This window comes from Neisseria sp. HMSC070A01 (genome assembly GCF_001810165.1).
Lineage (GTDB): Bacteria > Pseudomonadota > Gammaproteobacteria > Burkholderiales > Neisseriaceae > Neisseria.
This window is the reverse complement of record NZ_KV800130.1, coordinates 1-1186: the sequence shown is the minus strand read 5'-3', so window position 1 is coordinate 1186 and position 1186 is coordinate 1. Positions and strand designations below refer to the sequence as shown.

At 48.9% G+C, this 1186-nt stretch carries 1 protein-coding gene; it reads right to left on the bottom strand.

The window, feature by feature from the left end; genetic code table 11:
• Window positions 1-1185 (bottom strand): elongation factor Tu, encoded by a 1185-nt coding sequence (gene tuf, locus HMPREF2711_RS10505; RefSeq protein ID WP_003684779.1) that lies wholly within the window; start codon window positions 1183-1185, stop codon window positions 1-3.
• Window position 1186 lies beyond the last annotated feature (1 nt).

The window sequence follows — 1186 nt, the reverse complement described above, 5'->3', positions numbered from 1 at the left end:
TTAAGCGATGATAGAAGAAACCACACCTGCACCTACGGTACGGCCACCTTCGCGAATCGCAAAGCGCAAACCTTCTTCCATAGCGATAGGTGCAATCAGTTCTACAGTAATGGTTACGTTCTCACCCGGCATTACCATTTCTACGCCTTCTTCCAAAGTAACTGCACCAGTTACGTCGGTAGTACGGAAGTAGAATTGTGGACGGTAGTTAGCGAAGAATGGAGTGTGACGGCCACCCTCTTCTTTGCTCAGTACGTATACTTCTGCTTTGAATTTGGTGTGAGGAGTGATGGTACCCGGTTTGGCCAATACTTGACCACGCTCTACGTCTTCACGTTTAGTACCACGCAACAATACGCCTACGTTGTCACCTGCTTGACCTTCGTCCAGCAGTTTGCGGAACATTTCAACGCCGGTACAAGTGGTTTTTTGGGTTTCTTTCAGACCTACGATTTCGATCTCGTCACCAACGTGGATGATGCCGCGCTCTACACGACCGGTTACTACTGTGCCACGGCCAGAGATAGAGAATACGTCTTCGATAGGCAACAAGAAAGGTTTGTCCACAGCACGCTCAGGTGTTGGGATGTAGCTGTCCAAAGCAGCAGCCAGTTCGAAGATTTTTTCTTCGTAAGCAGCATCACCTTCCAAAGCTTTCAGTGCAGAACCTTGTACGATTGGGCAGTCGTCACCTGGGAAGTCGTAGCTTGACAGCAGGTCACGGATTTCCATTTCAACCAGTTCCAACAATTCGGCATCGTCAACCATGTCGCATTTGTTCATGAACACGATGATGTAAGGTACACCTACTTGGCGAGCCAACAGGATGTGTTCGCGAGTTTGAGGCATAGGGCCGTCAGCTGCGGAACATACCAAGATAGCGCCGTCCATTTGGGCAGCACCGGTAATCATGTTTTTAACGTAGTCGGCGTGGCCCGGGCAGTCTACGTGTGCGTAGTGGCGGGTTTCGGTTTCGTATTCTACGTGTGAGGTATTAATGGTAATACCGCGGGCTTTTTCTTCAGGAGCGTTATCGATTTGGTCGTAAGCTTTTGCAGCGCCACCGAATTTTTTAGCCAAAATAGTAGTCAATGCAGCAGTCAGAGTGGTTTTACCATGGTCAACGTGACCGATAGTACCAACGTTTACGTGCGGTTTGCTACGTTCAAATTTTTCCTTAGCCATG

Excerpts from the sequence above, each read along its gene's own strand:
- tuf (WP_003684779.1), bottom strand. The coding sequence starts at position 1,185 with ATGGCTAAGGAAAAATTTGAACGTAGCAAACCGCACGTAAACGTTGGT.